The sequence below is a fragment of the Conyzicola nivalis genome (assembly GCF_040548875.1).
GTDB classification, from domain to species: domain Bacteria; phylum Actinomycetota; class Actinomycetes; order Actinomycetales; family Microbacteriaceae; genus Conyzicola; species Conyzicola nivalis_A.
Genome location: NZ_JBEPSJ010000001.1, coordinates 1,551,599 through 1,577,905, shown reverse-complemented (window position 1 = coordinate 1,577,905; position 26,307 = coordinate 1,551,599). Strand labels below are relative to the sequence as shown.

General features: G+C 69.0%; 20 protein-coding genes. 14 read left to right on the top strand and 6 right to left on the bottom strand.

The window, feature by feature from the left end:
* Positions 1–20: 20 nt before the first annotated feature.
* From ABIE21_RS07745 to ABIE21_RS07710, 8 genes are all read left to right on the top strand, one after another.
* Positions 21–878 (top strand): EamA family transporter, encoded by an 858-nt coding sequence (locus tag ABIE21_RS07745; protein ID WP_354024196.1) that lies wholly within the window; start codon positions 21–23, stop codon positions 876–878.
* A gap of 33 nt (positions 879–911) precedes the next feature.
* Complete coding sequence (gene frr, locus ABIE21_RS07740; protein ID WP_354024195.1) at positions 912–1,463, top strand: ribosome recycling factor; 552 nt, start codon at positions 912–914, stop codon at positions 1,461–1,463.
* Entirely contained in the window at positions 1,464–2,426 is a 963-nt protein-coding gene (locus tag ABIE21_RS07735) for a phosphatidate cytidylyltransferase (RefSeq protein ID WP_354024194.1), read from the top strand.
* 15 nt (positions 2,427–2,441) lie between these two features.
* Positions 2,442–2,996, top strand: a complete 555-nt coding sequence (locus ABIE21_RS07730) for a DivIVA domain-containing protein (RefSeq protein ID WP_354024193.1) — start codon at positions 2,442–2,444, stop codon at positions 2,994–2,996.
* Between the two features lie 178 nt (positions 2,997–3,174).
* Positions 3,175–3,702 (top strand): lytic transglycosylase domain-containing protein, encoded by a 528-nt coding sequence (locus ABIE21_RS07725; protein WP_354024420.1) that lies wholly within the window; start codon positions 3,175–3,177, stop codon positions 3,700–3,702.
* Positions 3,703–3,723: 21 nt separating this feature from the next.
* Positions 3,724–5,481, top strand: coding sequence for a cation:proton antiporter (locus ABIE21_RS07720; RefSeq protein WP_354024192.1), 1,758 nt, complete (start codon positions 3,724–3,726; stop codon positions 5,479–5,481).
* Positions 5,482–5,490: 9 nt separating this feature from the next.
* Positions 5,491–5,787, top strand: coding sequence for a hypothetical protein (locus ABIE21_RS07715; RefSeq protein ID WP_354024191.1), 297 nt, complete (start codon positions 5,491–5,493; stop codon positions 5,785–5,787).
* 10 nt (positions 5,788–5,797) lie between these two features.
* Positions 5,798–6,514, top strand: coding sequence for an alpha/beta hydrolase (locus ABIE21_RS07710; protein ID WP_354024190.1), 717 nt, complete (start codon positions 5,798–5,800; stop codon positions 6,512–6,514).
* Between the two features lie 223 nt (positions 6,515–6,737).
* Here ABIE21_RS07710 and ABIE21_RS07705 read toward each other — a convergent pair whose 3' ends face one another.
* The gene (locus ABIE21_RS07705; protein ID WP_354024189.1) at positions 6,738–7,790 is read right to left on the bottom strand and encodes an AI-2E family transporter; all 1,053 of its coding nucleotides are present in this window, start codon (positions 7,788–7,790) and stop codon (positions 6,738–6,740) included.
* Between the two features lie 19 nt (positions 7,791–7,809).
* Positions 7,810–10,626 carry a hypothetical protein gene (locus ABIE21_RS07700; RefSeq protein ID WP_354024188.1) on the bottom strand — a complete coding sequence of 939 codons (2,817 nt, stop codon included), beginning with the start codon at positions 10,624–10,626 and terminating at the stop codon, positions 7,810–7,812.
* Positions 10,627–10,888: 262 nt separating this feature from the next.
* Between ABIE21_RS07700 and ABIE21_RS07695 the strand changes: the two genes are divergently transcribed.
* The gene (locus ABIE21_RS07695) at positions 10,889–12,664 is read left to right on the top strand and encodes a hypothetical protein (protein ID WP_354024187.1); all 1,776 of its coding nucleotides are present in this window, start codon (positions 10,889–10,891) and stop codon (positions 12,662–12,664) included.
* Positions 12,661–13,569, top strand: a complete 909-nt coding sequence (locus ABIE21_RS07690; protein WP_354024186.1) for a tetratricopeptide repeat protein — start codon at positions 12,661–12,663, stop codon at positions 13,567–13,569. The genes ABIE21_RS07695 and ABIE21_RS07690 overlap by 4 nt, the downstream gene beginning before the upstream one ends.
* Positions 13,570–13,645: 76 nt before the next feature.
* On the opposite strand, the gene glgB is transcribed toward ABIE21_RS07690, so the two are convergent.
* Together glgB and ABIE21_RS07680 are read right to left on the bottom strand one after the other, a co-directional pair.
* A complete protein-coding gene (gene glgB, locus ABIE21_RS07685; RefSeq protein WP_354024185.1) occupies positions 13,646–15,817 on the bottom strand; it encodes a 1,4-alpha-glucan branching protein GlgB in 2,172 nt (723 codons plus the stop codon).
* Positions 15,817–17,892 carry an alpha-1,4-glucan--maltose-1-phosphate maltosyltransferase gene (locus tag ABIE21_RS07680; protein WP_436232312.1) on the bottom strand — a complete coding sequence of 692 codons (2,076 nt, stop codon included), beginning with the start codon at positions 17,890–17,892 and terminating at the stop codon, positions 15,817–15,819. The genes glgB and ABIE21_RS07680 overlap by 1 nt, the downstream gene beginning before the upstream one ends.
* Positions 17,893–18,178: 286 nt before the next feature.
* Between ABIE21_RS07680 and ABIE21_RS07675 the strand changes: the two genes are divergently transcribed.
* Both ABIE21_RS07675 and glgP read left to right on the top strand, forming a co-directional pair.
* On the top strand, positions 18,179–18,598 hold the full coding sequence (locus ABIE21_RS07675) for a hypothetical protein (RefSeq protein ID WP_354024184.1): 420 nt from the start codon (positions 18,179–18,181) through the stop codon (positions 18,596–18,598).
* Positions 18,599–18,687: 89 nt separating this feature from the next.
* On the top strand, positions 18,688–21,240 hold the full coding sequence (glgP, locus tag ABIE21_RS07670; RefSeq protein WP_354024183.1) for an alpha-glucan family phosphorylase: 2,553 nt from the start codon (positions 18,688–18,690) through the stop codon (positions 21,238–21,240).
* 72 nt (positions 21,241–21,312) lie between these two features.
* Here glgP and ybaK read toward each other — a convergent pair whose 3' ends face one another.
* Entirely contained in the window at positions 21,313–21,807 is a 495-nt protein-coding gene (gene ybaK / locus ABIE21_RS07665) for a Cys-tRNA(Pro) deacylase (protein ID WP_354024182.1), read from the bottom strand.
* Between the two features lie 23 nt (positions 21,808–21,830).
* A complete protein-coding gene (glgX, locus tag ABIE21_RS07660) occupies positions 21,831–23,870 on the bottom strand; it encodes a glycogen debranching protein GlgX (protein ID WP_354024181.1) in 2,040 nt (679 codons plus the stop codon).
* A 39-nt stretch (positions 23,871–23,909) separates the two neighbouring features.
* On the opposite strand from glgX, the gene ABIE21_RS07655 reads away from it, so the two are divergent.
* Together ABIE21_RS07655 and mnmA are read left to right on the top strand one after the other, a co-directional pair.
* Positions 23,910–25,106 carry a cysteine desulfurase family protein gene (locus ABIE21_RS07655; protein WP_354024180.1) on the top strand — a complete coding sequence of 399 codons (1,197 nt, stop codon included), beginning with the start codon at positions 23,910–23,912 and terminating at the stop codon, positions 25,104–25,106.
* A gap of 61 nt (positions 25,107–25,167) precedes the next feature.
* A complete protein-coding gene (gene mnmA / locus ABIE21_RS07650) occupies positions 25,168–26,304 on the top strand; it encodes a tRNA 2-thiouridine(34) synthase MnmA (protein ID WP_354024179.1) in 1,137 nt (378 codons plus the stop codon).
* Positions 26,305–26,307: the final 3 nt, after the last annotated feature.

The window sequence follows — 26,307 nt, the reverse complement described above, 5'->3', positions numbered from 1 at the left end:
GACCGGCCGGCGAGGCACGGATGACACCGCTCGTGCTCTCGCTGGTCGCGGCCGGTGCGCTCGCCCACGCCGCGTGGAATGTCACCATCAAGCGGGCCGGCACCAGCGGTCCCGGTTTCCTCTGGCTCACGTTCGTGCTCGGCGCCGTGGTCTTCGCCCCGTTCGGCGTGGTGTCGCTCGTCTCGACCGGCGTCGACCTCTCGCGATGGGCGGGCTTCGCGCTCGGCAGCGGCGCTCTGCAGGTGGGCTACTTCCTGCTGCTGCAGCGCGGGTACCGTGCGGGCGACGTGTCGGTGGTGTACCCGCTGGCCCGCGGCACGGGGCCGCTGCTCTCCGTGGCCCTCGCGGTGCTGCTGTTGGGGGAGCGGCCCGGCTGGCCGGTGCTGCTCGGCGCCGTCGTCATCGTGACCGGCGTCGTGGTGATCGGGCTGGCCGCCGGCCGTTCGACCGGGGGCGACCGCCGGGCCGGCGTGCTCTACGGGCTCGGCATCGGCGTCGTCATCGCCGTGTACACGCTGTGGGATGCGACCGCGGTCACGACGGGAGAGCTTCCCGTCGTGGGACTCTACTGGGGCAGCCTGCTCGTGCAGGTCGCGTTGCTCGCGCCGTGGGCGCTGCGCGACCGGCAGCTCGTGGCGACCGCACTGGCCCACCGGGTCGCCATCCCCGTGGTCGGTGTGCTCGCCCCGCTGGCCTACATCCTCGTGCTGCTGGCGGTGCAGCTCGCGTCGGTCTCGGTCGTGGCGCCCGCCCGCGAGGTGAGCGTTGTCCTCGTCGGGCTGGCCGGGTGGCTGTGGTTTCGCGAGCCGCATCCGGTGCAGAGACTCGTGGGCGCATCCATCGTGCTTCTGGGTGTCGGGGTGCTCACGGTTGGTTAGCCGGTAAACTCCACTAGACACTAAGGAGCTCTCGTGATTAGCGACGTACTGGCCGACACCAAAGACAAGATGGCGAAAGCCGTCGAAGTAGCGAAAGACGACTTTGCCACGGTTCGAACCGGGCGTGCGAACCCGCTCATGTTCCAGAAGATCCTCGTCGACTACTACGGAAGCCCGACTCCTCTGGGCCAGCTCGCCTCGTTGAACAACCCCGAGGCGCGCACGCTCATCGTGACGCCCTTCGACAAGTCCGCGCTCAAGGAGATCGAGAAGGCCATCGTCGCCGCCCCGAATCTCGGCGCCAACGTCGGCAACGACGGCGAGATCGTGCGCGTCACGCTGCCCGAGCTGACGCAAGACCGTCGCAAGGAGTTCGTGAAGATCGTGCGGGACAAGGCCGAGCGGGCCAAGGTCGCCATCCGCAACATCCGCCGCAAGGCGAAGGACGACCTCGACGCCCTCAAGGAGGTCGGAGAAGACGAGATCGCCCGCGCTGAGAAAGACCTCGAAGCGACCACCAAGACCCACGTGGACGCCATCGACGACGCACTCAAGCGCAAAGAAGCAGAGCTTCTCGAGGTATAGATGTCGGATGCGGTTGGCGGTCCCGAGAACCGCCCGAGTAAGGGGAAACCGAAGAAGCAGTCGCACACGCGTGCCGACTTCGAATCGACGGTCGCCGACATCGAGGCGCAGGTGCGCGCCACGAACGACAAGATCAACGCGCGCAGCGGCCGCAACCTCCTCTCGGCGATCCTCATCGGCCTAGCCCTCGGCGGGTCGCTGCTGGTCAGTCTCATCTTCGCCAAAGAGCTGTTCATGGTGTTCGGCGCCGTGCTGCTCATCTTCACGTCGTTCGAACTGGCGAGCGCCCTGCGCTTCGCCGGCCGCGACGTGCCGCGCATCCCCACGGTCATCGCCTCGGTCGCCATCGTGCCGGCCTCGTTCTACGGGCTGGCGACCGGGCACTGGCTCGCGACTCTCGGCGGCATCCTCCTCGTCTCCCTCTGGCGCCTGGCCGAACTCGTCTCCCCGAAGCTGCGCGTCTCTGCCGCAGACTTCTGGAAGGACATCGCGGCCGGCGCGTTCGTGCAGTCGTACGTTGTGTTCCTCGGCGCGTTCACCATCCTGCTCACCGCCCAGCCCGGCGGACAGTGGTGGACCCTCGCCTCGCTCATCGTCGTCGTCTCCGTCGATGTCGGCGCCTACGCCTCAGGCGTCAACTTCGGCAAGCACCTCATGGCCCCGCTGATCAGCCCCAAGAAGACCTGGGAAGGGTTCGCCGGCTCGGCCGCGGCCGCCCTCATCGCGGGCGTTCTGCTCGCCGTCTTCATGCTGCAGCAGCCGTGGTGGGTGGGTCTCATCCTCGGCTCGGTCATGGTCTTCACCGCGACCATGGGCGATCTCGCCGAATCCCTCATCAAACGCGACCTCGGAATCAAAGACATCAGCACCTGGCTCCCGGGCCACGGCGGCTTCCTCGACCGGCTGGACTCGATCCTCCCGTCGGCCGTCGCCGCCTACGTGCTGTACCTCATCTTCGTCTAGGGCAGGATATTCACCGTGAGCACAACCTTTCCCCGCACCCGTAAATCGAGGCGCGGCTACAACGTCGACCAGGTCGAAGACTTCCTCGAAGACGCCCGTCGCGCCTATTCCACCGACGTCGGGGGTCCCTCGGTCGTGACGGCAGAGAGCATCCGCACAACGGCCTTCGCCATGCAGAAGGGCGGCTACTCGACGACGCACGTCGATGCCGCGCTCGAGCGCCTCGAAGACGCCTTCGCGAGCCGCGAACGCGACCGCGCGTTCACCCCGCCCGGGGGAGACACCGCCTGGTACGGCGCCGCGCGCAGCACGGCGCAGGTGATCCTCGACCGCCTCGCCCGCCCGGAGGCGAGCCGCTTCTCGCGTGTGAGCTTCCTCACGCGGGGCTACGACGTGAAGCAGGTCGACGCCTTCGCAGACCGGCTCGTCGACTACTTCCAGCACGGAAAACCGATGAGTATCGACGAGGTGCGCCTCGTCGCATTCACCGCGACACGACGCGGCTACAACGAGTCGCAGGTCGACCTTCTGCTCGACAAGGTCATCGACGTGATGCTGGCAGTGCGCTGAGTCGGGTTGCCGGTTCGGCCCGCCGATGGGCTACGGTGGATTAACAGTGGACATCATACGTAGAGATCTAGGGTCCTCCGTGCAGCCGATCGGCTCCAGAGGGGCCGCTCGTGCACCCCTGACGAGGTCGCGTCGTCCGCTTCCGTTCTTCGCCTTCGCCGCGAGCCTCTGCTTCGTGATGGTCACCATCATCGACCCCACCGCGGCCTTCGCGATCACCGCCGCGGAGGAGAACGTCGTGACGATCGCGCCGGCGGTCGAGCTCGACACCCAGACAGCGGTCGCCGCCGAGGGCGCCACCGCCGCCGTCGCCCGCGACAAGTTCACCGTCACGAAGATCGTCATTCCGCCGCCACCACCGCCCAAGGTCGCACGGGGCGCCGTCGGGGCCGGCACTCCCGATCCCGGTTCGGCCCAGGCCATCGCCTACGACATGGTCATGGCCCGCGGCTGGGACCAGGCGCAGTACGACTGCCTCGTCTCCCTCTGGAAGAAGGAGTCGGGCTGGAACACCTTCGCCGAGAACAAGAGCAGCGGCGCGTACGGCATCCCGCAGGCGCTCCCCGGCTCGAAGATGGCCAGCGCGGGCGCCGACTGGGCGACCAACCCGGCGACGCAGATCACCTGGGGGCTCGGCTACATCACCGGCCGCTACTCCACCCCGTGTGGAGCGTGGAGCACCTCGCAGGCCAAGGGCTGGTACTGAGCCGTCCCCTATCCTTAGGGCATGGTGGAAGAGAACCTCGTCGAGAACGGCCTCCTCTTCGGGGTCGTCGCGGTCGTCACGATCGTCGTCGCCGGTGTCTTCAGTAGGAAGCTGGGCGTCGCAGCTCCGCTCATCCTGATCCTCGTCGGCTTCGGCTACAGCTACATCCCCGGCGCGCCCACCGTCGTGCCGCATGAGATCGTGCTGCTCGGGCTGCTGCCGCCCATCCTCTACGCCGCGGCGATCAACGTGCCCGTCGTCGACCTGCGCCGCAACTTCAGCACCATCTCGGCCCTCAGCGTCGGGCTCGTGCTCGTCACCGCCTTCGGTACCGGTTTCATCCTCTACGCGATCTTCCCCGAGCTCTCGCTCGCCGGCGGCATCGCCCTCGGTGCCGTCATCAGCCCGACGGACGCGGTCGCCGCCACCGCTCTCGGCAAGAAGCTCGGCCTGCCGCCGCGGCTCGTGACGATCCTCGAAGGCGAGAGCCTGGTCAACGACGCGACGGCGCTGGTGCTGCTGCGCTCCGCGATCCTCGCGATCAGCGGCGCTGTCACCTTCTGGGACGTGCTGGGCGACTTCGTCTTCGCCGTCATCGTGGCCATCGTGGTCGGCCTGGTCGTCGGCTTCGTCACCGTCTGGGTTCGTGCGAAGCTGCGCGACCCGGTGCTCGACACCGCCATCTCGCTCGCCGTGCCGTTCATCGCCTTCATCCCCGCCGAGACGCTCGGCGCGAGCGGCGTGCTGGCCGTCGTCACCGCGGGCCTGTACTCCGGCCATAGCAGTGCGAAGAAGTTCACCGCGCAGGCGCGCATAGCCGAGAAGCTCAACTGGCGCACCGTGCAGTTCATGCTCGAGAACGGCGTTTTCCTGCTGATGGGCGTCGAGCTGAGCGCCATCATCGCCGACGTGCTCGCACAGGATCTCAGCGTGCGTGCCGCCCTCGGCTTCGGCCTTCTCATGGTGGTGTCGATCATCGTCATCCGCTTCCTGTTCATCATCCCCCTGCTGCTGGTGCTCCGACGGCGCACCGAACAGGCCGAGATCCGGCAGTCCCGCTTCCGCGAGATGCTCGACCGGCTCCGCGGCCGGGTGAAGGGCAACCCCGGGCTCGAACGACGTCAGGACCGCGCCGAGCGCGTCTTCCAGCGGCGGGCGACAGACATCAAGCAGCTTCGAGCCGAGGGCCTCGGATGGCGCGGCGGAATCGTCCTCGGCTGGTCGGGCATGCGGGGTGTGGTCACTCTCGCGGCGGCGCAGTCGCTCCCCGAGAGCATCCCGTACCGCTCGCAGCTCGTGCTCATCGCGTTCACCGTCGCGGTCGTCACCCTGCTGGTGCAGGGCGGAACGCTGCCGTGGCTCATCAGGGCGAGCGGCATCCGCGGGTCCGACCGCGCCGCAGACCGCCGCGAGCTCGCCGAGCTGCTCGACGAGATGGGGGCCGCCGGACTCGCGACGCTCGAGAACCCCGCGTTCACCCTGCCCGAGGGGGAGCAGATCGACCAGGAGGTCATCGACCGGGTACGTCACGACACCCTCCTCAGCGCGGAGTCGGCGTGGGAGCGCGCCAGGTACGGGGCGGGGGAGGACGCCCTTGCGAAGTCGCCGCACCAGCAGTACCGGTCGCTGCGCCAGGAGGTACTGCAGGCCGAGCGGGCGGCCCTCCTCGACGCTCGCTCCTCGGGAACGTACCCCTCGAGAATCCTCGCCCGCGCCCAGGCGATGCTCGACCTCGAGGAGACCCGGCTGGCACAGATCGACAACCCCAGCGGCAGCTAGTCTGGGTAGATGCCTCGATCCAATCGTCCCCGTGGCAGACGCCCGGACGACGATGACGATTTCGACATCAGCCGCGCGCTGTCGGGCCGCCGCCGCACCGAGTCGAAGCGCGACGGCCTGTGGAACGTGCAGCCCGTCGCCGCCGTCTCGGCGACCAAGTACTACACCTGCCCCGCCTGCGGACTCCAGATCGCGCCGGGCATCGCACACACCGTGACGTGGCGCGCCGACGGGCTGATGGGCGAGGACGACGACCTCGCCGCCCGCCGCCACTGGCATCTGCACTGCTGGAAGATCAAGGCCTGAGGAGCACACCGTGACCACTGAGATCCGAGGGGGAGTCGAGCTCCCCGCGACCCGTGAAGAGATCGAGCTGCACACGAGCGACGGCCTCGTGCTCGTGGGGGAGCTGTCGATGCCGCTCTCCGGCGTGCCCGTCGCCACCATCGTGGCGCTGCACCCGCTGCCCACCGCCGGCGGCTTTATGGACTCCCACATCATCCGCAAGGCCGCGGCTCGGCTGCCGGCCATCGCCGACATCGCCGTGCTGCGGTTCAACTTCCGCGGCGTCACCTCGCCGCGCGGCACATCGCAGGGCGAGTTCGGTCACGGTGCAGACGAGCGCCACGACTTCGCCGCGGCCATGCAGTTCGTGGCCGAGCGCGGGCTGCCGCATCCGTGGGTCCTCGGCTGGTCCTTCGGCACGGAGGTCGCACTCAAGTACGGGCAGAGCCACGAGATCGACGGCGTTGTGCTGCTCTCGCCTCCGCTGCACCGCACGTCGAGCGAGGAGATCGCCGCCTGGGCCGGCTCCGATACGCCCGTCGTGGCCCTCATCCCCGAGCTCGACGACTACCTGCGCCCGGCCGAGGCGGCCGAGCGCTTCGCCGTGGCCCCGAACATCGAGCTGGTGAACGTCGAGGGCGGCAAGCACCTGTGGGTCGGCGAGGCGCAGACCTCGCGCGTGTTGACCGAGATCGTGGCGCGGCTCAACCCGGCCGCGCTGCCGTTGCCGACGACCTGGGACGACTGAGGGCGTCGCCCGCCGCCGCGTCGTCCCGCTCGTCCCGTCGGGAACTGCGGGGCAAAGAATCGACCTCGACGGCCGGCTTCAGCGTCGGAAGCTTGCCCCTCGCCGACGAGGGGCGCTGCTCGGAGTGCTGAGGGGCAAAGAATCGACCTCGACGGCGTGCTTCAGCGTCGAAAGCTTGCCCCTCTTCACCGGGGGCCGGGTTCAGCAGCGAAGAGGCGGCGTCCTACAGCTCGTTCTGCCTGGGGACGACGACTTCCTTGATGATCAGCTGGATGGCCGCGGCGACGGGGATCGCGATGAGCGCACCCAGGATGCCCAGCAGCGTTCCGCCGGTCAGAGCCGCGATCACCACGACGACGCCTGGCACCTTCACCGCGCGGGCCATGATGCGCGGGCTCAGCACGTAGGCCTCGACCTGCATGTAGACCGCGTAGTAGATCGCGACCACGACGACGTGCCAGTCCGCGCCGTTGAAGAGCAGGACGCAGAGCGAGATGACGATGGATGCGGTCAGGGTTCCCACGAGCGGGATGAGCGACCCGAGGAACGCTATGAACGCCAGCAGGGCGGAGTACTTGACGCCGATCGCGGTGAGCACGATGGCCGAGAGCACGCCGTTGATCAGCGCGAGAGTGATCTGCCCCATGACGTAGCGGCCTACGGAGTCGCTGATCTGCTCGGCGAGGTCGATGAAGTGTGCGCGCTTCGACGCGGGGACCAGCTGGTACATGCCGCGCTTCAGGCTGCCGAGCGACGAGACGAAGTAGATCATCAGGATGCCGATGATGATGCCGCCGAAGATACCGGTGGCGATGTTGATGCCCACCTCGAGAACGCCGCCGCCGATCGAGCCGATGTTGGTCGGGTCGGCGATGAACGCGCCGGCCTTCTCGATCAGCTCGTTCACCTCGAGCCAGGGGAGGGCGTCGTTGATGTCGGTGATGAGCGAGTTGTCCTGGATGCCCGGGATGATCGTCTTGGTGATGACCTGGGTGATGTTCTGCACCTGCTCGCTGATCACCGGGATGAGTGCGAAGACCAGACCGGCGAGCACACCGAGCACACCGACCAGGGTGATGATGATGGCGAGCGGGCGCTTGACCTTGTGCTTCTCGAGCCAGGTCACGAGCGGGTCGAGGCCGAGCGCGAGGAAGATCGCCGCACCGATGTAGGTGAGGATCGTCGCGAGGCTTCCGACGGCGCCCCCGATGACGATCGCGACGAGCACCCCGAGTCCCGCGAGAAGACCGAGCCGGAACGGATTTTGGATTTTCACGGGTGGAGCTCCAGGTCAGCTAGTCGCGATCGTTCGAATGCACAGTCTCAGCCTGCGTGAGCAGGCCCCGAAGGTTCTCGAAGTAGCCGGCAACAGCCTCGCGTTCGATCCTAATCTTGTCGAGGCGCTCCTCGGCGTCAGACACGAGGCGCGCGTTGTGCGACTCGGCGTCCGCGACGATCGCCTTCGCCCGCGCCTCGGCGTTCGAGAGGACCTCGGCTGCGGTCGCGCTGGCCTCGGCGCGGAGTTTCGCCGCGGCGGCCCTCGAGCTGTCCTCCAGCTCTGCGGCCTCGGCGCGCTTGTCGGCGGCCCGGCGGTTGGCCTCGTCGAGCTGGGCCTGCGCCTCGCTGAGGTACTTGCCGGTCTGCGCCGACGCTTCCTGCTGCTTGGCGAGGGCTTCCTTCTCGCCCTCGTCGCGGCGGGCCTTGAGCTCGACGTCGAGGTCGATGCGTGCCTGCTCGCTGTCGTGTGCGATGGCGGTGCGGGTCTCTTCGATGTCGTGCGCGATCTGCGCCTTCGTCAGCTCGATCTCGTTCGCGAGAGCGGAGCGCTCGCGCTCGAGGTCGCGGGCGAGGTCGGCGCGCTGCTGGTCGATCTCGTCGGCGAGCGACGCGCGGGCCTCTGCGGTCTCGGTGGCGAGCGCGGTCCAGGCGGCGGCGGTCTCGGCGTCGAGGGCTGCCTTCGCTGCCGCGGTGTCGCGCTCGAGGGCCACCGTGGCCTCCGCGGTGTCCTTGGTGAGCGCGGCCCGTGCGGCAGCCGTGTCGGTGTCGAAGGCGACTCGGGCAGCTTCGGTCTCGTTCTCGAGCGCGGTCCAGGCCGCCGCGGTCTCGTTCTCCAGTGCCGTGCGCGCCGTGGCGATGTCCTTGTCGAGGGCGGCGCGGGCGGTGGAGATCTCGTTCTCGAGCTCGGTGCGGGCGGTGACGAGCTCGTTCTGGAGTTCGAGGCGGGCGCTCGCGGTCTCGGTCTCGAGCTCTCCCCGCACCGTGGCGGTCTCGGTCTCGAGCGCCGCGCGGGCGGTGGAGATCTCGCTCTCGAGGGCGGCTCGCGCGGCCTTCGAGGCGGAGACGAGTGTGGCGTTCTTCGCCTTCAGCTCGGCCTCCAGTTCGGCGCGAGCGGTCGACACCTCGAGCGCCAGCTCGGCGCGGGCCGTAGTGACCTCGTTCTCGAGCGCGGCCATCGTGGTGGTGACCTCGTTCTCGAGGGCGGCGGTAGCGGCCGCGACGTCGGACTCGAGGGTGGCCCTGGTCGTGGAGACCTCGGTGTCGAGGGCCGTCTTGGTCGCGGTCACCTCTGCCTCGAGCTCGGTCTTGATCGCGAGCACCTCCGCCTCGAGCTCGCTCCGGGTGGCCGTGACCTCCGCTTCGAGCTCGGACTTGGTGGCGGTGACCTCGGCGTCGAGCTCCGCCTTGACGGCGGTCACCTCGGCCTCGAGCTCGGCGCGAGTCGTGGCGACCTCGTTCTCGAGCGCGCTCCTGCCCTCGCTGAGCTCGCTCTCGAGCGCGGTGCGACGCGCGACGATCTCGCTCTCGAGGGCGGTCGTCTTCGACGTGACCTCCCGTTCGAGCTCGGTCTTCGTCGTCGCAACCTCCTTCTCGAGCGCGGCCCGCGTGGTGGTGACCTCGTGTTCGAGGGCCGCCTTCGTCGACGTCACCTCGTTCTCGAGGGCCGCCTTCGTCGTAGTGACCTCGTTCTCGAGCTCGGCCTCGATCCTGGCCTTCTCGTTGTGCAGGCGCGCTGTCGCCGTGGCGACCTCGTTCTCCAGCTCTGCGCGTGCGGTGGTGGTCTCGTTCTCCAGCTCGGCGCGTCCGGAGGCGAGATCGTTGGCGAGCTCCGTGCGTGCGGTGGTGATCTCGATGTCGAGTTCGGAGCGCGCAGCCGCGGTCTCCTGTGCGAGCGCGGCGCGGGTCGCTGTGGTCTCGGTCTCGAGCGCCTCCCACGCGGCGTTCGTGTCTGCTTCGAGCTGGGCGCGGGCCGCTTCGGCCTCGGTGGCGAGTGCGGCGCGGGTGGCCTCGGTCTCGTTCGCGAGGGCGGCGCGGGTGGCCTCGGTCTCGTTCGCCAGGGCGGTGCGCGCGGCCTGGGTGTCGCGCTCGAGGTCGGTGCGGCCCTGCTCGATGTCGCGGGCGAGGTCTCCACGCAGCCGTGCGTTCTCGGTCTCGTACTCGACCCGGCCCAGTTCGGTCTCGCGGGCGAGCAGCGCCGCGGCCTCGCGTGCCTCAGCGGCCTCGCGGCTCGCTACGACCGTGAGCTCGGCGACCTCGCGTTCCCCGGCGGCCCGCACGGCGGCGGCCTCGCGCTTGGTCATCGCCCTGGCCTCCGCGGCCTCGGTGGCGACGGCACCGCGAATCGACGCGGCCTCCTTGATAGCGTCGGCGACGAGCGTCTCGGCGTCGCTCTTCGCGCGACCGAGAACGTGCTCGGCCTCCGTGCGCGACGACTCGAGCAGCTGCGTCGACTGCGTGGTCGCCTCGGAGACCAGGCGGTCCGCCGTCTCGCGCGCATCCGTCGAGAGCTTCTGGATCTCGCTCTTCACCGAGCTGCGCAGCTTCTCGGCGTCGATGTCGGCCTGGCTGATCAGGCGGGTCGACTGCTCCTCGGCCACACGCAGGGTGTTCTCGAGCTTGGTGCCGAGGCCGCTGTAGGTCGGGGTGCCGGTCTCGTCGAGCTCGGCCTGGAGGTCTTCGGCGACCGCCGCGAGACGCTTGATCTCCTTGGTCGCCTCGGCCCGGTCGGCGTTGGCCTTGATCAGTTCCCTGCGAAGTTCCTGAACCGCCTTGTCTACCGCTTCCTTGCGGTATCCGCGCATTTCCGTACCGAAGTCTGTGTCGTCAGCAGCCATGCGTCGAGTTTAGCGGCGCGGCACCGTCGCCCAACTCACATACCCCTTTCGGAAGGCTCACAGGCTTTGCCGGTTAACTCCCAGTGCCTGAGTTAGGCCGCAGCGGGCCCAATCGGCTATTCTTGATCGTCTTTGCTGTTGCCATCCCGGACGCCGGTTCCAGGAAATCCTCCACTCGCCCCGAAGCGCGAGCGCCTGCCAGATGCGGGGGAGGGTGCCACGACGTGATTGTCGTAGCTGGGTGACACGAAAGGAGTATCTCGTGCGATTTGTTCTCGCAATTGTCAGTTTCATCATTGCCGCCCTGCTCATGGGTCTCGGAATCGCTCAGAAGACCGTTTTCGCAGCGCCCGACGAGTTCACGGCGTCGACCAACATCACCACGAGTGCCCCCGTCACCGTGATCAGCGGGGCCGCCCTCAACGCGTACCCGCGCAGCCAGTTCGTGCAGATCAGCGGCTCGAAGGAGAACTTCGCCGCCTACGGACGCACGGACGACGTGATCGCCTGGATCGGCGACACCAGTTACAACCGCGTCGACTTCGATGCCGAGACGTCGAAGCTCGTCAGCACCCTCGAGCCGGGCACCGAAGACCAGGTTCCCAGCCCCGTCGGCTCCGACCTGTGGCTCGCCAGCTACACCGACAAGAACGCGATGACGATCAACGTTCCAGAAGACTTCTCGCTGCTGGTCGTCTCCGACGGCGTCAAGCCGGCACCGTCGGAGATCAGCATCACCTGGCCCATCGACAACTCCACGCCGTGGGCCAACACGCTCGTCGTCGCCGGCGGCGTCATGCTCCTCGTCGGCCTGCTGCTGCTGTTCTGGGCCATCGCCCACATCCGCAAGTCGCGCGGTCCGCGCCGCAAGTCGCAGAAGATGCCGAAGCTGCCGCGCCAGCCGCGGTACAAGCCGATCAAGGCCAAGCAGAAGGAGCTCGAGGCCAACGCGAAGGGCCGCCGCTCCCTGACATCCCGTGTCGCCATCGTGCCGGTCGTGCTCGTCACGGCTCTCACACTCGGCGGATGCAGCGCCGACTTCTGGGCCGGCCGCGAGGGCGTCGCCCAGCAGACGGCCACTCCCGACCCCGTCGCCGAGGGCGAAGCGGTCACCCCCGTCGACCCTCCCGCCGTCACCGAGAAGCAGGCCAAGCGCATCATCGCCGACCTCGCCGGAGTCGCCGCTGCGGCCGACGAGGCCAGGGACGCCGACCTCGTCGCGACCCGTTTCGCCGGCCCGGCCCTCGATCTGCGCCTCGCCAACTACGGAGCCCGCACGGCCGACGGCACGATCGCCGCGGTCGCACCGATCCCGACCGGCAAGGTCGAGGTCACACTGCCGCAGATCACCGACAACCAGTGGCCGCGCGCCGTCTTCGCCGTCATCGAGGACCCTGCGACCACCGCCGAGGGCAAGCCGCTGCCTCAGGTCGCGGTCATGCTGACGCAGGAGGACCCCCGCGCGAACTACAAGGCGCAGTACGTCATCACGCTCGAGCCCGGCGCCGTCATCCCTCCCGTCGCTCCGGCCACGGTCGGCGCCGGCCGGCTGCCGGCCGACTCGAAGTTCCTCGCGCTCGCCCCCGAGGCGATCGGCCCCGCCTACTCGGACATCCTGATGACCGACACGGCGAGCCCGTCGAACGAGGTCTTCGAGGCCGAGGGAGACACCCTGCGTACGACCTTCGGTCTCGCGTTCAAGGAGGCCGAGAAGGCGCCGTTCTCCGCGACCTCGACGCTCACCTTCGCGCCGAGCGCCGCGACCGGCCCGCTGATCGCGCTCTCCACGAACGACTCGAACGCGATCGTCGCCGTCAACATCAACGAAGACGTCACCGCCGCCGTCGTCGAGGCCGGCGCCGTGGTCGACTCGAAGGGCGCGGTGAAGGCGCTCGCGGGCAAGCCCACCAGCACAAAGGGCTTCAAAGCGACGTACGGTTATCAATTGCTGTTCTTCGTGCCGTCCATCGAAACGGGCGGCAAGATATCCCTACTCGGCTACACCCAGGGCCTCGTCGCCGCATCGGAGCTACCGTGACCAACCTTCCCCCCAGCGCAGCGAGCCTCCGCGGAGCCGTCGACCTCTCGTCGCTCGTGAACCCGGCGCCTCCTGCCGCGGCTCCCAAGGGCGGCGGCGCGTCGTCGCTGGTCGTCGAGGCGACGGATGCCACGTTCTCGAGCATTCTCGAGCTGTCGAACTCGGTTCCCGTGCTCGTCGAGTTCTACGGCCAGGGCCTCGAGCCTGCGCTGACACCCCTGGTCACCGAGTACGGCGGCCGCATGGTGCTCGCCACCGTGGACGGCACCCGCAACCCGCAGCTCGTTCAGGCGTTCCAAGTGACGGAGGTGCCCACGGTGGCCGCCGTCATCGCCGGCCGCCCGTTGCAGCTCTTCGTCGGCCTGCCCGCCGAAGACGAGATCCGCGCCGTGCTCGACCAGGTTCTCGAGGTGGCGAAGCAGCAGAACGTCACCGGCACGGTTCCGGTCGCCGACGCAGGCGCCCCGGAGGCCGAGCCCGTCGAGGAGCCGCTTCCCCCGCACCACCAGGAGGCCTACGACGCCATCGCGGCCGGCGACTTCGCCACGGCGATCGCCGAGTACCAGACCGCGATCGCGCAGAACCCCCGCGACGCCCTCGCCGTGGCCGGCCTCGCGCAGGTGTCGCTGCTCGCGCGCCTCGAGGGGACGACGGTCGACGAGCTTCGCTCCGCGGCCGCCGCAGCCCCTGCCGACGTCGATGCGCAGCTCGCCGTCGCCGACCTCGACATCTCCGGCGGACACGTCGACGACGCGTTCCTGCGCCTGCTCGACCTCTTCCCGACGCTCGACGCCGACGGCAAGAATGCCGTGCGCACGCGCCTGCTCGAGTTCTTCGAGATCGTCGGGGCCGAGGACCCGCGGGTCATCGCTGCACGCCGACGCCTGACGGCGCTGCTGTACTGAGCCCCGCCGCCGGCCGGGCAGGTCGCTCAGCGGCCGTATCGAGACCCCGTACGTGGTCTCGATACGGCCGCGGGCGTCACTTGCGCAGCTTGAGCCACAGACCCGCGAGCGGCGGGAGCGTCAGCTCGGCCGAGGCCGGACGCCCACCCCACGGTTCGTCGGTGGCGACCACGGCGCCGAAGTTGCCCACGCCGCTGCCGCCGAACTCGGTGGCGTCGGTGTTGATCAGCTCCTCCCACGTGCCCGCGAACGGGAGCCCCACGCGGTACGGCCCCACCGGGTTGCCGGAGAAGTTCATGAGCACCGCGACCGGGTTGCCCTCGGCGTCCCAACGCAGGAACGACACGATGTTGTTCTCGGCGTCGCCGGCGTCGATCCACTCGAATCCGCCCTCGTCGTGGTCGCGCGCCCAGAGGGCCGGCTCGTCACGGTAGACCGCGTTGAGGCTCGTGACGAGGCGGTGCAGGCCGGCGTGCACCGGCTGGTCGAGGATCCACCAGTCGAGTCCGCGCTCCTCGCTCCACTCCGAGGGCTGGCCGAACTCGCTGCCCATGAACAGAAGCTGCTTGCCGGGGTGCGCCCACATGAACGATAGGAAGGCGCGCACGTTGGCGAGCTTCTTCCACTGGTCGCCGGGCATCTTCGCCAGCAGAGAGCCCTTGCCGTGCACGACCTCGTCGTGGCTGATCGGCAGCAGGAACTGCTCGGTGTACGCGTAGACCATGGAGAAGGTGATCTCTCCGTGGTGGTGCGCGCGGTGCATGGGGTCGGTCTCGAAGTAGGAGAGGCTGTCGTGCATCCAGCCCATGTTCCACTTCAGCCCGAAGCCGAGGCCGCCCTCGCTCGTGGGCTTGGTCACTCCCGGCCACGCGGTCGACTCCTCGGCGATCATCATGATGCCGGGGCTGCGCTTGTACGCGGTCGCGTTGACCTCCTGCAGCAGGCTGATGGCCTCGAGGTTCTCGCGTCCGCCGTAGATGTTCGGCTCCCACTGGCCCTCCTCGCGGGAGTAGTCGAGGTAGAGCATCGACGCGACGGCGTCGACGCGCAGCCCGTCGATGTGGAACTCCTCGAGCCAGTACGAGGCATTCGCGACGAGGAAGTTGCGCACCTGCGACTGCCCGAAGTTGAAGATCAGGGTGCCCCAGTCCATCTGCTCGCCGCGGCGGGGGTCGGAGTGCTCGTACAGCGCCTGGCCGTCGAACTTGGCCAGCGCCCACTCGTCTTTGGGGAAGTGCCCGGGGACCCAGTCCATGATGACGCCGATTCCGGCCTCGTGCAGCCGGGAGATGAGGTACTTGAGGTCGTCGGGGTGGCCGAAGCGGCTCGTCGGCGCGTAGTAGCCGGTGACCTGGTAGCCCCAGGAACCGCCGAATGGATGCTCCGCCAGGGGCATGAACTCGATGTGGGTGAACCCCAGCTCGCCGACGTACTCGATGAGCTGGTCTGCGGCCTCGCGATAGCCGAGCCCCGGGCGCCACGAGCCGAGGTGCACCTCGTAGACGCTCATCGCGGCGTTGTGCGGGTCGGTGGCCGCGCGCTTGGCCAGCCACGCGTCATCCGTCCACTTGAAGGTCGACTCGACGACCTTCGACGCCGTCGCCGGCGGGATCTCGGCGTAGCGTGCCATCGGGTCGGCGCGGGTGACCCAGTCGCCGCCCGCGGTGAGGATCTCGAACTTGTAGGTGCTGCCCGGGGTGACGCCGGGGGCGAAGATCTCCCACACCCCGTTGTCGTCGAGCCGACGCATGGCATGGCCGGTTCCGTACCAGCCGTTGAAGTCGCCCACGACCCGCACCGACTTGGCGTGCGGCGCCCAGACCGAGAACGAGGTTCCCACGACGTCCTCGTGCGGGCGGTACTGCGCGCCGAGCACGTGCCAGAGCTGCTCGTGGCGTCCCTCGCCCCACAGGTAGAGGTCGATCTCGCCCACCGACGGCACGAAACGGTAGGGGTCTTCGGCGGTCCAGGTCGGCCCGTTGTCGTACTCCGACTCGAGCACGTACGCCTGGCCGGGACCGGCGGCGAAGCCCTGCCACAGACCGTCGGCCACGTGCTCGAGCGGCACGCGCGTGCCGTCGGCCTGCACCGCCGTCACCGCGGCGGCCAGCGGACGCAGCGCGCGCACCACGAAACCGTCACCCAGCGGGTGCTGCCCGAGCGTCGTGTGCGGCTGCGGGTGGCTGCCGCCGACGATCGAGGCGATCAGTCCCGGGTGGAGTTCGGGAAGTGCGGGGGCCGGGGCCATTAGCTGCCTTTCGGGTAGTCGACGCGCAGGATGTGGACGGGTTCCGTGAAGGCGTCGAGCCGCACGTAGTTGTCCCCTCCCCAGGTGAACGTCGACTGGGTGATGAGATCGGTCACGGTGAAGTCCGTGCCCGTCGGAATGCCGAAGCGGGTCGGGTCGAGGTGCACGACGGTCTCGCGCACCGAATGCGGGTCGACGTTCGCGACGACGATGATGCCGTCGGGCCTGCCGGTGCCGGTGTGCTCGGCCGCCAGGAACTTGGAGTAGACGAGGATCGAGTCGTCGTCGCTCCAGTGCACGTCGAGGTTGCGCAGCTGGCGGAGCGCCGGGTGCTCGTTGCGGATGGCGTTCAATCGGCGCAGATACGGGGCGAGCGAGTCGCCGCTCGCCTCGGCCGCCGCGAAGTCGCGCGACTTGAACTGGTACTTCTCGTTGTCGATGTTCTCTTCCGAGCCTGGGCGGGCCACGTTCTCGAAGAGCTCGTAGCCGGCGTAGACGCCCCAGGTCGGGCTTCCCGTCGCGGCGATCGCGGCGCGCACCTTGTAGGCGGGTCGGCCGCCGAACTGCAGGTACTCGGTGAGGATGTCGGGGGTGTTGACGAAGAAGTTGGGCCGGAAGGTGTCGCTCGTCTTCTTCGAGACCTCGACCAGGTACTCCTCGAGCTCCTCCTTCGTGTTGCGCCAGGTGAAGTAGGTGTACGACTGCTGGAAGCCGACGCCCGCGAGCGACTGCATCATCGCGGGGCGGGTGAACGCCTCGGCGAGGAAGACCACCTCGGGGTGACGCGTGTTGACCTCGTGCAGCAGCCACTCCCAGAACTGCAGTGGTTTGGTGTGCGGGTTGTCGACGCGGAAGATCTTCACGCCCACCCCGATCCAGTACTCGACGATGCGCAGGATCTCGGCGCTGAGGCCGCCCGGGTCATTGTCGAAGTTGATCGGGTAGATGTCCTGGTACTTCTTCGGCGGGTTCTCGGCGTAGGCGATGGTCCCGTCGGGAAGCGTGGTGAACCACTCGGGGTGCTCGGTCACCCACGGGTGGTCGGGCGAGCACTGCAGCGCCAGGTCGATAGCGACCTCGATGCCGTTCTTCTTGGCGACTCCCAGGAAGTAGGTGAAGTCCTTGACGGTGCCGAGCTCGGGGTGGATGGCGTCGTGGCCGCCGTCGGCCGAGCCGATCGCCCACGGCGATCCGGGGTCGCCGGCCGCGGCGTCGAGAGTGTTGTTCGGCCCCTTGCGAAAGCTGCGGCCGATCGGATGAATCGGCGGAAGGTAGAGCACGTCGAACCCCATCTCGGCCACGGCCGGGATCCGCTTCGCCGCCGTGCGGAAGGTGCCCGAGACCCAGGTGCCGTCCTTGCGGCGCTTGGCGCCCTCGCTGCGGGGGAAGAACTCGTACCAGCTGCCGACACCGGCGCGGGCGCGTTCGACCCTGAGCGTGCGGGTCTCGCTCAGCGTGGTGAGGCTGGCGAGGGGGTCGGCGGCCATGATCGCGGTGATTTCGGGTGCGGTGGCGGCGGCGAGACGCTCGACCGGCGGGAGGGCGGTGTCTGCGAGCACCGCGGCCGCATCCGTCACGGTCGTCGTCTGCTCGGCGCGGGCCAGCAGTTCGAGGCCCATGGTGAACATGAGGTCGAGGTCGATGCCCGCGGGCACCTTGATCTCGGCGTTGTGCAGCCACGTTGCCCAGTCGTCGGTATACGCCTCGACGCGGAATGTCCAGGGGCCAGGGGCGCCGACGACGGCGGTGGTGTGCCACGAGTCGGTGCCCGGGGCGCCGGGGGACATGGCGTGCCGGGAAGTTGTACCCCGGGGATCGGTCAGCAGCAGCGTGCCGCCGATGATGTCGTGCCCCTCGCGGAAGATCGTCGCGGAGAACGGCACGGCCTCTCCCGCGTACGCCTTCGCCGGCCAGCGGTTCTCCGGTTGCTGAGGAGCGAGGAAACGTATGGGGATACGCCCGATATTCGCCTTGTATTCGGTCTGCTGAGCGGGGCCGCTGCTCGCGGCCACCCTGTCGTTCTCTGTAGTCGCCACAATTCGACCGTACCGTCTTTGCCGGATGGTGCGGGGCATTGCTTTTCGGCGGTCGGTATGTTGGGGGACCGGGCGTGTACCCCCACTTGTGGGTGAATGAATTTGCATCGACTTCTCACTACAATTAGTCTCGAAGAAAGAGTCGCTCGATCCGGGGATGCCTAGCAGATCCACCGTCTTCGCACGATTTCTCTTCACGATGTTCACGGGCCCGAATCCGTGGACTGAAGCAACCTAGTCGAGTCACTAGAAGTGCCACGGATGGCACGGCGCCCGCCCCACGGTCGTCTTGTTGCGGTAATCGTGTCTACTCCCTAGGAAGACGATGCCCACTCGCAAGCAGATTCTGTCAATTCTCGCCGCCTCCGCCGCGTTCGTCGCGGCCGCCGTCGTCGCGGCCAATCTCAACCACCTCGAGACCACGAAATCGGACCTCCGCCAGAATCTGACCGCCGAGGCCGTCACCGGCGTGACCGTCGCCTGGGTGACCGACTTCGACGCCGAGCTCGGCGACGACAAGGTCGTCGGCGCGCACCTGAAGCCGACCGACGGCACGATCCTCGAGAACTCCACGGTCGATCTGACGATCGTCGACGCCGACGGACTCGCGCTCGGCACCATGTCGAGCGACGACGGGGGCGTGACCTGGAGCGACCTCGACGAGACCATCCCCGCCGACGGCACCCTGGTCGCATCCGTCGTCATCAACGACCGCGAGACCGTCGCGGCCATCAGCACCCGGTAGTCGCCGGGCTGCCACCGGTCGCGATTCGGCCTCCGACCGGACGTCTCGATTTCTCCCGGGCGCGACGCCGGATGTTCTAGGGTTGTCGGGTGAAAGCCATCCGTAGATTTACCGTCCGCACCGTACTCCCCGAGGCACTGAGCGGGCTGGAGGAGCTGGCAGGCAACCTGCGATGGTCGTGGCACGAGCCCACCATGCAGCACTTCGCATCCATCGCTCCGAACGAGTGGGACGAGAGCGGGCGCGACCCGATCGCGCTGCTCGGGGCCGTCGAGCCGTCGCGACTCGACGAGCTGGCCTCCGACGACGACTTCGTCTGGCGCACCAACGCGCTGCTCGCCGACCTGCACACCTACCTGACCGAGCCGCGCTGGTACCAGGGCATCGAGGGCGCGCCGGCGTCTATCGCATACTTCTCGCCCGAGTTCGGCATCGCAGCGGCCCTGCCGCAGTACTCGGGCGGTCTGGGCATCCTCGCCGGAGACCACCTCAAGAGCGCGTCGGACCTCGGCGTGCCGATCATCGCCGTCGGGCTGTTCTACCGCTCGGGCTACTTCCGCCAGGCCATCTCCCGCGAGGGCTGGCAGCAGGAGACGTACCCGGTGCTCGACCCCGACGGTCTCCCGCTCAGCGTGGTGCGGCACCCCGACGGCCGGGCGGCGATGATCACCCTCGCCCTGCCCGACGAGCGTGCGCTCGCCGCCCGCATCTGGCAGGTGAAGGTGGGCCGGGTCACACTGCTTCTGCTCGACACCGACGTGCCCGAGAACGACGACGAGCTTCGCTCGGTCACCGACCGTCTCTACGGAGGCGGCGGCGAGCACCGTCTGCTGCAGGAGCTGCTGCTCGGCATCGGCGGAGTGCGGGCCATCGGCGTGTTCACGCAGCTCACCGGCACTCCGGAACCGCTCGTCTTCCACACCAACGAGGGCCACGCGGGCTTCCTCGGCCTCGAGCGCATCAGCGACCTCATCGGCGACGGACTATCGTTCTCCGAGGCGTTGCAGGTGGTTCGCGCCGGTACGGTGTTCACCACCCACACCCCGGTTCCGGCCGGCATCGACCGCTTCGACGCGTCGCTCATCGAGCGATACTTCGACACCGAGCTGCTGCCCGGCGTCGATCCGGAAGACGTGCTCGCGCTGGGCGCCGAGGACTACGAGGGCGGCGTCGCCGACACCTTCAACATGGCGGTCATGGGGCTGCGCCTCGGCCAGCGCGCCAACGGCGTCTCGCAACTGCACGGCCACGTCTCCCGCGGCATGTTCGGCGCACTCTGGCCGGGGTTCGACGAAGACGACGTGCCGATCACCTCGGTCACCAACGGCGTGCACGCGCCGACCTGGACCGACCCGCTGCTGCTCGGGCTCGCCGAGTCGAAGTTCGGCGCCGGCGACCTCTTCGCCACCGACTGGAACTCCGAGCAGATCTCCGACGGCGAGCTCTGGCAGGTGCGCGGCGCTATGCGTCAGCAGCTGGTCACCGACGCCCGCCGCCGGGTGGGCGACGCCTGGCGCGAGCAGAACCCGGGAGTGGGCGACCCCGCCTGGTACTCGTCGCTTCTCGACCCGAACATCCTCACCATCGGTTTCGCGCGCCGTGTGCCCACCTACAAGCGGCTCACGCTGATGCTGCACGACGAGAACCGACTGCGCGCGCTGCTGCTGCACCCCGAGCGTCCGATCCAGATCGTCATCGCGGGCAAGTCCCACCCCGCCGACGACGAGGGGAAGCGTCTCATCCAGCGCCTCGTCGAGTTCGCCGCCGAGCACGACGTGCGCGAGCGCATCGTGTTCCTTCCGAACTACGACATCGCCATGGCGAAGCTGCTCTACCCCGGCACCGACGTCTGGCTCAACAACCCGCTGCGCCCCCTCGAGGCGTGCGGAACCTCCGGCATGAAGGCGGCGCTCAACGGTTCGCTCAACCTCTCGATCCTCGACGGCTGGTGGGCGGAGTTCTACGACGAGGAGAACGGCTGGGCGATCCCGTCGGCCGACTCCGCGGGCGACAGCGCCGAGCGCGACAAGCTCGAGGCCGACAGCATGTACGACCTCATCGAGCACCAGATCGCACCCCGCTTCTACGACCGCGGCGACGACGGTGTGCCGCACCGCTGGGTGCAGTCGATCCGGCACACGCTCTCAACGCTGACGCCCGTGCTCTCGGCCGACCGCATGGTGCGGGAGTACGTCGAGCGGCTGTACATCCCGGCCGCGACCGCGGAGACGGCGATCACCGCCAACTCCAACCAGCCGGCGCGCGAGCTCGCGCTCTGGAAGACGCGCGTGAACGCCGCATGGCCGTCTGTGCAGGTCACCCACGTCGAGTCCGGGGGAGTGGACGCCCTGCCCCAGGTCGGCGACACCCTCCACGTGCGCGCGCAGGTCGCGCTCGGCGGGCTCACGTCGGACGACGTCGCCGTGGAGGTCGTCTACGGACGCGCCCGCGACGGCGACCAGCTCGTCGAGACCCAGCACGCGCCGCTCGAGCAGACCGGCGAGACCAACGGCACCGCGACCTTCGCGGGGAGCGTGCCTCTCGGACGGGCGGGCAGCTTCGGCTACAACGTGCGCGTCGTGCCGCGGCATCCGCTGCTCGCGTCGGCCGCCGAGATGGGGCTCATCGCCGCCGCGATCTAGCGCGCTCGGTCTCTGAGCCGGTCGAGGCGGCCCGTCGACAGGCTCGGGGACCGGCGACAGGCTCTGGGGCCGCTACTCCCGCGCGATCGCCGCGATCCGGCCGTTCGTGACCGCGAGCAGGTCGGCGGGGGCGAGTTCGATGTCGAAACCGCGGCGGCCGCCGGAGACGAAGATCGAGGCGTAGAGCTCCGCCGTCTCGTCGAGCACCGTGGGGTGCTGCGTCTTCTGGCCGATGGGGCTGATCCCGCCGAGGACGTACCCGGTCTTGCGCTGGGCGACGGCCGGGTCGGCCATGACCGCCTTCTTGCCGCCCACCGCGCGGGCCAGGGCGCGCAGGTTGAGCGTGCCGGTGACGGGCACGATCGCGACGACGAGGTGCCCGTCGACGTCGGCGAGCAGGGTCTTGAACACCTGCTCGGGGTCGAGTCCGAGCATCGTCGCCGCCTCGGTACCGAAGTTGGTGTTCGCGGGGTCGTGCTCGTAGGCGTGCGGGAGAAACCGGATGCCGGCCGCCGTCAGTGCCACCGTCGCGGGGGTGCCACCCGCGGCATCCGTGTGCTTAGCCATCTGCCTATTGTGGCGTACGGCGGCTAGTGCGCGCGGAACAGCTGCATCGACGTTCCGGCGACCATCAGCTCGCTGCCCGGCCCGTGCTCTCCGCCGTTCTCGCCCGTCGCGGAGTCCCAGATGCGCTCGTAGGCCGTGACCCCCTCGTGCTCGGGGAGGGTCACGGTGATGGCGTCCTCGAGTCCGTGCACGATGAGCAGGATGCGGTTGAACTCCTCGAACTCCGGCGTCGACGCCGCCAGGTACTGCAGCGTGCGCTCGGTGGGGGAGTCCCAGTCGTCCTCCGACATCGACAGGCCCTCTTTGTTGTACCAGTCCATCTGCGTCGCGCTCGGAACCGTCTCGCCGAAGCGGCCGAACCGCACGGGTCGGAGGGCGGGGTTCTCCGCCCGCAGCCTGACCAGCAGCCGGGTGACGCCGAGCATCTCGCGCTGCCACTCCTCGCGCTGCCATGGCACCCAGGTGAGCTCGCTGTCGTGGCAGTACGCGTTGTTGTTTCCGCGTTGCGTGCGCCCGAACTCGTCGCCGGCCGTGAGCATGGGGATGCCGGCGCTCAGCAGCAGCGTGCCCAGCAGGTTGCGCAGCGCCCGCTGCCGCGACGCGAGGATCACCGGGTTGTCGGTCGGCCCCTCGATGCCGTGGTTGAACGAGTGGTTGTCGCTCGTGCCGTCGCGGTTGTTCTCGCCGTTTCCGAGGTTGTGCTTGGTGTAGTACGACGTGAGGTCGGCCATCGTGAAGCCGTCATGCGCCGTGATGAAGTTCACCGACGCCAACGGCCCGCGGTCATGCGAGAACACGTGCGCCGACCCGGCGAGGCGGCGGGCGAGCGAGCCGATGCCGTTCGGCGCAAGGCCGTTCGCCCTTGCGGCCCCGATGTCGGTGAGCCAGAAGTCGCGCATGCGGTCGCGGTAGCCGTCGTTCCACTCGCTCCAGCCGCGCGGGAACCGCCCGACCTGCCAGCCGCCCATGCCGACGTCCCACGGCTCGGCGATCATCCTGACGCCGGCGAGCGACGGGTCGTCGAGGACCCCGGTGACGAATGGATGATCCGGGTCGAACTCGACGCGCTCGTCACGCGCGAGGGTCACCGCGAGGTCGAACCGGAAACCGTCGATCTGCACCTCGTTCGCCCAGTACCTGAGCGAGTCGAGGGCCAGCTGACGGGCCGCGGGTACGGCGAAGTCGACGGTGTTGCCGCATCCGGTCACGTCTATATAGGTGCCGTCGGAGCTCTGCCGGTAGTAGGACTCGTTGTCGATGCCGCGGAGGCTCGTGGTCGGTCCGTTCACGCCCTCCTCGGCCGTGTGGTTGTAGACGACGTCGAGCAGAACCTCGAGCCCGGCGGCGTGCAGGTTCTTGACCATGGTCTTGACCTCCCGCAGCACCGCGCCCGTGCCCCCGGACTGCGCGGCACGGGTGGCGTACTCGGCGTGCGGGGTGAAGAAGTTGAGCGTGTTGTAGCCCCAGTAGTTGACGAGCCCCTGTTTGATCAGCCGCTGCTCGCTCACCGACTGGTGGATGGGCAGCAGCTCGACCGAGGTGATCCCGAGGTCTTTGAGATAGCGGATGGTCGACGGGTGCCCGAGTCCGGCGTAGGTGCCGCGCAGCTCTTCCGGCAGATCGGGGTTGAGCTTCGTCAGGCCCTTCACGTGCGCCTCGTAGATCACGACGTGGTCGAGCGGGATCGCCGGTTTCGTCACACCCTCCCAGTCGAACGAGTCGTCCTGCACGTACGAGCGCCACTCGCCGTCGTTGGTGCGTGCGAGTCCGCGGGCGTAGGGGTCGATGAGGTCGAGCGTCGGGTCGAAGCGGTGGGTGGGCCCGGTGGGGCCGGATGCGCGCACGGAATAGCGCGCCCCGGCGACGAGGGCGGGCGACGAGCCGGTCCACACGTCGTCGTCTCCCCGCACCATCGAGACGGAGGAGACGAGCCAGTTCGCGTCCTTCTCGTCGTAGAGACGGAGTTCCATCCCGGTCGCGTTCGCCGACCAGACTCTCAGCTCACCGCCGGCGGCCGTGGCGCGCACGCCCAGTGAGCTGAGCTGCGGGGCGAGGGCTGACATGCGTCCCACACTAAGCGCCCGGTGAGTCATGCTTGTTACATGGCCATCTACCTCGATCACGCGGCGACCTCGCCGATGCCGCCCGAGGTCATCGCCGCGTACGCCTCGGCGCTCGCCGTCGTCGGCAACCCGGCGTCGATCCACACGCAGGGACAGAACGCGAAACGCATGCTCGAGGAGGCCCGCGAACGGGTCGCCGCGTCGGTCGGCGCCGACTCGGTCGAGGTCACCTTCACTGGCGGCGGTACCGAGGCGGTCAACCTCGGCATCAAGGGACTCTGGTGGGCGCGCGCTTCGACCGGCCCGGCGACCGACGTTGCCCGCAGGCGCATCCTCGTGCCGCGCGGCGAGCACCACGCCACGATCGACACGATCGACTGGCTCGAGCAGCACGAGGGCGCCGTGATCGAATGGATCCCGATCGACGGCCTCGGCCGTATCGACCTGCTCGCCCTCGAGGCGGCCCTCGGCCCCGACGTCGCCCTGGTCACCCTGCTCGGCGCGAACAACGAGGTCGGCACGGTGCAGCCGGTCGCCGAGGTCGCCGCGCTCGCCGCGGTGCACGACGTGCCGGTGCACGTCGACGCGATCGCCGGCTACGGCTATCTGCCCATCGACTTCCATGCCCTCGGCGTCGCGGCGATGTCGATCTCGGCCCACAAGATCGGCGGCCCCGTCGGCATCGGCGCTCTGGTGATCGCCCGCAGCGCCACCATCGTGCCCCTCTTCCACGGCGGCAACCAGCAGCGCGCCCGCTCCGGAACCCAGGACGTCGCCGGAGCGGTGGCGTTCGGGCTCGCGGCAAGTCAGGCCACGGCCGACCTCGAGGCGCACGCCGCCTCACTGCGGGAGCTGCGCGACCGGCTGGTGGCGGGCATCCGCGACGCCGTTCCGACGGCGATCCTCCGCGGCGACCCGACCCCCGAGGGCCGCCTGCCCGGCAACGCGCACTTCACCTTCCCCGGCTGCGAGGGCGACTCGCTGCTCTTCCTGCTCGACGTCGCCGGGTTCTCGGTCTCTACCGGATCCGCCTGCCAGGCCGGGGTTCCCGAGGCGTCGCACGTGCTCATCGCGATGGGGCTCAGCGAGGCAGACGCCCGCGGCGCGCTGCGCATGACGCTCGGCACCCATACGACGCGCGCCGAGGTCGACGCGCTGGTCGCCGCGCTTCCCGACGCCGTGGCGCGGGCGGGTCGCGCGGGCCTCGCCGAACGCCAGCCCACGTTCGGGCGCTGACGCGGGCGTCGAGTGGTGCCCTCTCGGGCGCGTATCGAAAGCCGCACGTACACTGGAACCCATGAAGGTTGTAGCGGCGATGAGTGGCGGCGTGGACTCGGCGGTTGCCGCGGCCCGCGCCGTCGAAGCAGGACACGAGGTCGTCGGGGTGCACCTGGCGCTCAGCCGCATGCCGGGCACCCTGCGCACCGGCGCCCGCGGCTGTTGCACCATCGAAGACTCGATGGACGCCCAGCGGGCCGCGAACATCATCGGCATCCCGTACTACGTGTGGGACTTCTCCGAGCGGTTCAAGCTCGACGTCGTCGAGGACTTCATCGACGAGTACGCGGCCGGCCGAACGCCCAACCCCTGCATGCGCTGCAACGAGCGCATCAAGTTCTCGGCGCTGCTCGAGAAGGCGCTCGCGTTGGGCTTCGACGCGGTCGCCACCGGACATTATGCGGATGTGCGCCGTGATGCGAACGGCAACGCCGAACTGCACCGCGCGGCCACCTGGGCGAAAGACCAGAGCTACGTTCTCGGCGTGCTGACCGCCGACCAGCTGGAGCACTCGCTCTTCCCGCTCGGCTCGACGCCGAGCAAGGCCGAGGTGCGTGCCGAGGCCGCCGCCCGTGGCTTCAGCGTCGCCAACAAGCCCGACTCCCACGACATCTGCTTCATCCCCGACGGCAACACCCGCGGCTGGCTGGCCGAGAAGGTCGGCGCCGAGCAGGGCGAGATCCTCGACCGATCCGGCAAGGTGCTCGGCACCCATCAGGGCGCGCTCGCGTTCACGATCGGCCAGCGCAAGGGTCTGAGCATCGGCTACCCGTCAGACGACGGCATGCCGCGCTTCGTGCTCGAGGTGCAGCCCAAGACCAACACCGTCGTCGTCGGCCCCAAGGAGGCGCTCGACCTCTCCGAGCTCGCCGGCACCAAGTTCACGTGGGCAGGCCTCGGGCCCGTCGAGTCGGGCATCGCCGAGGCCCACGCCGACGGATCGATCACCCCGTTCGACTGCGAGGTGCAGATCCGCGCGCACGCCGACCCGGTCGCGGCGGTCGTCTCGGTCGAGAGCGGAGAGATGGTCATCCGTCCGGTCGAGCCGATCAACGGCGTATCGCCCGGCCAGACCGCCGTCGTCTACGTCGGCACGCGCGTGCTCGGACAGTGCACGATCGCCCGCACGGTCAGCGCCGTCGCCGTTCCCGCCTAGAAA

Coding starts and splice junctions, on each gene's coding strand:
- ABIE21_RS07745 (WP_354024196.1), top strand. CDS start 21: ATGACACCGCTCGTGCTCTCGCTGGTCGCGGCCGGTGCGCTCGCCCAC.
- ABIE21_RS07735 (WP_354024194.1), top strand. CDS start 1,464: ATGTCGGATGCGGTTGGCGGTCCCGAGAACCGCCCGAGTAAGGGGAAA.
- ABIE21_RS07725 (WP_354024420.1), top strand. CDS start 3,175: ATGGTCACCATCATCGACCCCACCGCGGCCTTCGCGATCACCGCCGCG.
- ABIE21_RS07720 (WP_354024192.1), top strand. CDS start 3,724: ATGGTGGAAGAGAACCTCGTCGAGAACGGCCTCCTCTTCGGGGTCGTC.
- ABIE21_RS07715 (WP_354024191.1), top strand. CDS start 5,491: ATGCCTCGATCCAATCGTCCCCGTGGCAGACGCCCGGACGACGATGAC.
- ABIE21_RS07700 (WP_354024188.1), bottom strand. CDS start 10,626: ATGGCTGCTGACGACACAGACTTCGGTACGGAAATGCGCGGATACCGC.
- glgB (WP_354024185.1), bottom strand. CDS start 15,817: ATGGCCCCGGCCCCCGCACTTCCCGAACTCCACCCGGGACTGATCGCC.
- ABIE21_RS07680 (WP_436232312.1), bottom strand. CDS start 17,892: ATGCCCCGCACCATCCGGCAAAGACGGTACGGTCGAATTGTGGCGACT.
- ABIE21_RS07675 (WP_354024184.1), top strand. CDS start 18,179: ATGCCCACTCGCAAGCAGATTCTGTCAATTCTCGCCGCCTCCGCCGCG.
- ybaK (WP_354024182.1), bottom strand. CDS start 21,807: ATGGCTAAGCACACGGATGCCGCGGGTGGCACCCCCGCGACGGTGGCA.
- glgX (WP_354024181.1), bottom strand. CDS start 23,870: ATGTCAGCCCTCGCCCCGCAGCTCAGCTCACTGGGCGTGCGCGCCACG.
- ABIE21_RS07655 (WP_354024180.1), top strand. CDS start 23,910: ATGGCCATCTACCTCGATCACGCGGCGACCTCGCCGATGCCGCCCGAG.
- mnmA (WP_354024179.1), top strand. CDS start 25,168: ATGAAGGTTGTAGCGGCGATGAGTGGCGGCGTGGACTCGGCGGTTGCC.